The organism is Blastomonas sp. UPD001 (genome assembly GCF_003426715.1).
Classification (GTDB): domain Bacteria; phylum Pseudomonadota; class Alphaproteobacteria; order Sphingomonadales; family Sphingomonadaceae; genus Blastomonas.
Genome location: NZ_QKVT01000179.1, coordinates 1 through 5485 on the forward strand (window position 1 = coordinate 1; position 5485 = coordinate 5485).

At 64.2% G+C, this 5485-nt stretch carries 7 protein-coding genes; 6 read left to right on the forward strand and 1 reads right to left on the reverse strand.

Annotated features, from left to right (window positions below):
* From DM995_RS20365 to DM995_RS20385, 5 genes are all read left to right on the forward strand, one after another.
* Positions 1-453 (forward strand): zincin-like metallopeptidase domain-containing protein (locus tag DM995_RS20365; RefSeq protein WP_286164983.1); only part of this gene is annotated, 453 nt, incomplete at its 5' end.
* Positions 453-1223, forward strand: a complete 771-nt coding sequence (locus DM995_RS20370; RefSeq protein ID WP_116970866.1) for a hypothetical protein — start codon at positions 453-455, stop codon at positions 1221-1223. The genes DM995_RS20365 and DM995_RS20370, both read left to right, overlap by 1 nt.
* A 796-nt stretch (positions 1224-2019) precedes the next feature.
* The gene (locus tag DM995_RS20375; protein WP_116970867.1) at positions 2020-2499 is read left to right on the forward strand and encodes a carboxymuconolactone decarboxylase family protein; all 480 of its coding nucleotides are present in this window, start codon (positions 2020-2022) and stop codon (positions 2497-2499) included.
* A 14-nt stretch (positions 2500-2513) separates the two neighbouring features.
* Positions 2514-3161: an FMN-dependent NADH-azoreductase gene (locus DM995_RS20380; RefSeq protein ID WP_116970868.1), complete on the forward strand. Its 648-nt coding sequence runs from the start codon at positions 2514-2516 to the stop codon at positions 3159-3161.
* Positions 3161-4015, forward strand: coding sequence for a sigma-70 family RNA polymerase sigma factor (locus tag DM995_RS20385; RefSeq protein ID WP_116970869.1), 855 nt, complete (start codon positions 3161-3163; stop codon positions 4013-4015). The genes DM995_RS20380 and DM995_RS20385 overlap by 1 nt, the downstream gene beginning before the upstream one ends.
* 66 nt (positions 4016-4081) lie before the next feature.
* Here the strand turns inward: DM995_RS20385 and DM995_RS20390 are convergent, their stop codons facing one another.
* On the reverse strand, positions 4082-5044 hold the full coding sequence (locus DM995_RS20390) for an oxidoreductase (protein WP_116970870.1): 963 nt from the start codon (positions 5042-5044) through the stop codon (positions 4082-4084).
* A gap of 60 nt (positions 5045-5104) precedes the next feature.
* Here DM995_RS20390 and DM995_RS20395 point away from each other — a divergent pair.
* Positions 5105-5485: cupin domain-containing protein (locus DM995_RS20395; protein WP_198669544.1), on the forward strand; the 381-nt coding region annotated here is incomplete at its 3' end.

Genomic DNA, 5485 nt, shown 5'->3' on the forward strand with positions numbered 1-5485 from the left:
TCGCGCTACACCGAGGCATTCTTTGCCAGCATCCCGGCAGAGGTGCGCCATGGAGGCGATCGTGCCTGCTACATGATCGGCGAGGACCGCATTCAGCTTCCGACCTTTGAAGCATTCGAGGACAGCCACGGGTACTACACCACTCGCGGTCATGAGACTGTCCACTGGACACGTCATCCCACCCGCCTTGATCGTTCCTTTGGGCGCAAATCATGGGGTGACGAAGGCTATGCCCATGAGGAGCTGGTGGCCGAGATCGGAGCCGCATTCCTTGCCGCCGACCTTGGCCTGGCACTGGAACCGCGCGCAGACCACGCCAGCTACATTGCCAGCTGGCTGCGGGTGCTCAAGAACGACAAACGCGCCATCGTGCAGGCCGCAGCCCATGCCGAACGTGCCGTGGCCTATCTCCACCAGCTGGCAGCCCCTGCCGACATGGAGGAGGCAGCATAATGGACAGCCTTGCAACGCAGATCGTGGAGCGCGGCCTTGCCGCCTCCACCTTCCTTCTGGACATCAATCGCAGCCTCGCTGTGCCGCGCGACTTCCCGCTGTCCTATCCATGGAACTTGCCCTCCCGGCTGTTTCTGTTTCCGATCGAGGTGAGCACGGACAATGGTGACGGCACTACCCGCATTGGCCTGATGCACCCGCTGCTGGCTGCTCATCCCTTCGTTCAGCATGTGGAAGCCACCCTGGGCCTCACGCTGGACGCGCATGGTGCACCCAATGTCTATGGCGTCAGCAAGGCCCGCAATGGGCAGTGGTGGCATGCGGTGGATCTTGTCAGTGCCGGGCAATGGCAGGCCTTGCTCGATACCCGCGAGTACACCACGGCAGAGGACATTGCCCGCGCTGTGGCTTACGGCCTCACCTATTCGCGGCATGACGGAAGGCCCACCGGCCATCTATCCCCGCTGGAGGCCCGCACCATCATGGCCGCGATCGGCGCTTCCGAGCCTGCCAGCCGACGCGGCATGCTGGCATTCAGCACCCCGAGTGCCTGCAAGCCCGACACAGGCACAGTCCATTGGCCAGTCAATCACCCTGGCCTGCCCGCTAACGAAGTCGCATGGGCGTTGATCCACGGCATCGAGGAAGGATGGTTCGCCCATGATCGATCTGGTTTCCTGCATTGGACCGAACTGGGCCGCGAGCGGCACGCCGCAGGAGAAGCTGACACCTTCGCGACTGCCACCGGTCAGGGCGCATTTGCGTTCTGACCGGGCACAGCCCCGATCAGTAGAGGCCGCCCCGTTGGGGCGGCCAGCGCCATTGCCCACCCTCAGCCGCCCTTGGCGGGGCTGTAGGATGTTATTGCGGCACATCTGGTACGGCACCCTGTGCTAACCCAAACGTCAGGTTCGCATGCCTGCCAAGGCACTCGATGGCCACCGCTCAGCATAGCAAAGAGCAAGGTCAACCACTGATGGCCAAAGGCGATCCGCAAGTTGATTCCGACGTTAGAACCCGAACTGTAGGCAGAAGAAAATCATCGACAGCAATAGCGTATTTTGGCATAGTAAAGGTACGGTCTGAGAGCGGCGTTTTGATGCGCAGGGAACAGGGCGTGGGAAAATAAATAGCGGAAGAATATTAAATTTTGTTATCAAATACATACACTTAACTTCGTATGACCTCCGTCTCCGCCACCGCCCAACATTCCATCGGTCTTTACGGGTGAGCGGCGCTGCCCCCATGCCGGTTCGCCATCTCGCTTGTCGGAGCGCAGATGGCACGCTCCATTGATCGCCGAGGCTGCGCTGTCAGCTCTGCGTCCCGGCGGGTCAGGCGCAGAATCCTGCAAATCCGTCTGGCGCGATCAGCCCGCGTCGATGGCCGGTGTCTGCGCTCTTCCCCGGGTGGCGCCCATGCGATCGCTCCAGGCGGGCAACCGGCTTGCGAGACTGCATCGGAGCCATGAACCATCCACACCAGAAAAGCACAAATTTTTCGCCCGATGTCACATTCCGGCTCGCTGTCCCGTCAAGGCTTGCATCAACACCGAAGGAGCAAGTCATGTCGCAGCGTCTGAACCATTTGAAGCAGAATCCCGAACTTACCGCCAAGCTCACCGAGCTTACGCTCGCGGTGAAGAAGGGCGCGGTGGAGAAATCAACGCTCTCGCTTGTCGAAATCCGCGCGTCGCAGCTCAACGGCTGTGCGTTCTGCCTCGACATGCACATCAAGGAAGCCACGCTTCAGGGTGAACGCCCGCTGCGCCTGCACCATGTCGCGATCTGGCGCGAATCGGCGTTGTTCAGCGATCGGGAGCGCGCGGCGCTGGCCTGGACCGAGGCGCTGACTCGGCTGGCGCCCGAAGGCGTGCCCGACCATGTCTATGATCAGGCGAGGGAAGAATTCTCGGAACGGGAGCTGGTCGACCTCACATACATGATCATGGTCATCAACGCCTGGAACCGCGCCTCCATCGCCTTCCGCTCGGTGCCCGGATCGGCGGACAAGGCCTTCGGCCTCGACCGCGCCGGCCTGGCCTGAGCGGGAGCAGGCCGATGGCGTCCATTCTTTCGATCCACGCCAGCCCCCATGGCGCCGCCTCGCGCGGCGCCACGCTGGCGTTGCAGGCTGTCGCCAATCTGCAGGCGGCGGATCCCTCGCTGGCTCTCGTGGAGCGCGATCTGTCCGTTCTTTCTCACGCGAACGTTCCGCAGGCCTATTCCGAGGCGGTGCTGGCGCAACAGCCGGACGACCACGCCGCTTTTGCCCTTTCCGAAACGCTGATCAGCGAGGTGGAGGACGCCGCCTTCATCACCATCGCCACGCCAATGCACAATTACACCGTGCCCGCCTGCCTGAAACTGTGGATCGACCTGGTGCTTCGCCATCGGCGCAGCTTCGCGTCCGCAAATGGCGTGAAGACCGGGCTGCTGGGCGATCGACCCGTATTGGTGGTGGTCACCGCGGGCGGGCTGGTGACCGGGCCGGGTGCCGTTCAGCCGAACCACCTCGCCGGTTATCTCACCGATGTGCTGGCGACCGTCGGCATATCGGACGTGCGCTTCGTCTATCTTGAGGGGCTTGTAAATCCGGTGCAGGCTGACATCGCAATGGCGCAAGGAATCAGGATGATATCCGAGGACCCGGCATTCGGCAGCAGGCAAGGCAATCCGCCCGCCATGGCGCGGGCGGTGAACCGGTGATGGACGCGCAGCAATCCGCCGCCTTGAAGACCTTCGATTCGCTTCGGCCCCGGCTGATCCGGGTCGCCTATAGCATGCTCGGCTCGGTGGCCGATGCCGAGGATGTGGTGCAGGAAGCCTTTATCCGCTGGCTGCGCACCAGCCATGCAGAGATCCGTGAACCCGGAGCGTTCCTGCGCACGACGGTGACGCGGCTGTGCCTCGATCAGCTCCGATCGGCCCGCCGCCGCCGCGAGACGTATATCGGCCCGTGGCTGCCCGATCCGGTGCTGGACGAGGAGGAAGAGGAGGACGTGACGCTTCCGCTGATGCTCGCGCTGGAGCGGCTGTCGCCGCTGGAGCGCGCGGCCTTCCTGCTGCACGATGTCTTCGGCGCGGCATTCGAAGAGGTTGCCGCCACCATCGGCCGCGATGCCGCCGCCTGCCGCCAGCTCGCCGCGCGGGCCCGCACTCATGTGCGCGAGGCGCGGCCTCGCTTCGCGGTCGATACGCAGCGTGGCCTCGCCATCGCGCAGGCCTTTTTCGAGGCATCGCGCAGCGGAGACATGGCGGCGCTGGGTGCGATGCTGGCGAGCGACGTCGCCATGCATTCGGACGGCGGCGGCAAGCGCCCTGCGGTGGTCCGGCCGATCTTCGGCAGCCGTCTGGTGTTGCAGCTGCACAAGGCGCTGGCGGTGCTGTTCCGCAAGCAAGCCTCGCAGCTGGTGGGCGTGCGGGTCATCAACGGCCTGCCCGGCTTCGTCACCCGGGAGGCCGATGGCGAGTTGCAGACCACGGCGCTGGAGATCGAGGACGAACGGATCGTTGGCATCTATGTGATGCGCAATCCCGACAAGCTGCAGCATCTGCACTGAGGGCGGACAGGCAGCGCGCATCGGACCTGCCCGCCCTGGCGAGCTCTCAGGCTCGCGCGCTCCGAACTAGCAGGAACAGCCCGTCCATTGCGAGGACAGCGTCCAGAGGCGTTCTGCCGCCTCATCGTCAATGGCCCAGGGTGCGACGCCCTTGCGCCCCATTTCCGCATGGTTGATCCCGGCGATATCGCAATCCTCGCAATACACCCCTCCTATCCCGTCCAGCTGCGGACTCGTGGCGCACCACAAGGCGGTTGCCGCGCCTTGCTCGGGTGTCTTCATGCCGTGCGCCGGATCGATGATCGGCTTGCCTTGCGCGTCGAACGCGTCGAATCCTGCCAGTTCCTCGTCCGAGAGATGGCGCGCCAGATCGGTGATGATCTGGCCGGGGTGGAGCGAGAAGGCGCGGACCCCGTGCTTCTCGCCCCGCCGGTCCAGAGCGCGGGCGAACAGGATGTTCGCGGTCTTGGACTGCCCATAGGCCACCCATTTGTCATAGGGGCGACGATCAAAATCGATATCGTCGAAATCGACGCCGGCAATCTGGTGTCCGCGCGAGGACACGGCGATGACGCGAGCGCCCTGATCGACCAGCGCGGGCCATAACAGGCAGGCAAGCCGGAAATGGCCGAGGTGGTTCGTTGCAAAATGCCCCTCGTGCCCGGCGGCATCGCGTCGTAACGGCGCGGCCATGACTCCCGCGCTATTGATCAGCAGGTGGAGCGGCCGCTTGCTCGCCAGGAAATCCTCGGCGAAGCGGGCGACGGATGGAGCATCGATCAGGTCCATGGGCGCGATCTCCACGCTCCCGATCCCGGCGAGCGCTGCTTCGGCCTTGGCGATATCGCGCGCCGGCACGATCACCTCCGCGCCGGCGCGGGAAAGCGCTTTTGCGGTGGCGAGACCGAGGCCGGAATAGCCACCCGTGACGATGGCCGTGCGGCCGGATAGATCGGTTCCGGCGATGATGTCGTCGGCAGTGGATGCGGCGCCGAAAGGCGATCCGATGGGCTGTTGTGGTGTCGTCATGCCCATCGTTTTGGATTAGACGGGACAGATGATCGATCCTCATTCATCCGGATTCCTGTCGTGATCGTCCAGAATGCACCCACCGACCCCCTCTCCGATGTGCTCGATATCGTGCAGGCGCGCGCCGCGTGCAGCGTGCGCTTCACAGCCGGCGGCGACTGGGCGCTGCGGTTCTCGCCGACCCAGGTCAAGTTCAACGTCGTGCGCTCCGGCAGCTGCTGGATCCTGACAGAGGGCACCACGCGGCGCTTGTCGAGCGGCGATTGCTTCATGGTTTCGGGCACGCCCTTCGTGCTGGCGAGCGATCCGGACCTCCCACCGGTCGACGCTGCAACTGCATTCGGCAACGACCCCAGCCTGGGGCAGGTGGGAATGACGCCGGACACCGAGATGCTGGGCGGCAGCGTGAGTTTCGACAACGCCCAGTCGGACCTGCTGTTG